This is a genomic window from Streptomyces iakyrus (assembly GCF_000717055.1).
Classification (GTDB): Bacteria; Actinomycetota; Actinomycetes; order Streptomycetales; family Streptomycetaceae; genus Streptomyces; species Streptomyces iakyrus.
In genome coordinates, this window is record NZ_JNXI01000088.1 from 1 (window position 1) to 467 (window position 467).

Genomic DNA, 467 nt, shown 5'->3' on the forward strand with positions numbered 1-467 from the left:
TGTTCGCCGCGCCAGCGGTGGCCACCTTGGCGGCCGTTGCTGTCTCTGCGCCTGCGCTTGCGCAGACGGTCGATTCGATCACGGTGGAGGGGAACCGTCGCGTCGAACTCGAAACCATCCGCTCCTATTTCCATCCCGGACCGGGCGGTCGGCTGGGCCAGGCCCAGATCGACGATGGCCTGAAGGCGCTGATCGAGACCGGCCTGTTCCAGGACGTCCATATCGATCAGCGGGGCGGGCGCCTCGTCGTGGTCGTGGTCGAGAACCCGGTGATCGGTCGCGTTGCCTTCGAAGGCAACAAGAAGGTCAAGGACGAGCAGCTCACCGCCGAAGTCCAGTCCAAGCCGCGCGGCACCTTCTCGCGTCCGATGGTGCAGTCCGATGCCCTACGCATCGCCGAAATCTACCGCCGCTCCGGCCGCTACGACGTGCGGGTCAATCCGCAGATCATCGAGCAGCCGAATAAC

General features: G+C 65.3%; 1 protein-coding gene. It reads left to right on the forward strand.

The features are described from left to right. Positions 1 to 467, forward strand: a 467-nt coding sequence (locus OO68_RS48870; RefSeq protein WP_033314712.1) for a POTRA domain-containing protein, incomplete at both ends; no start/stop codon positions are given.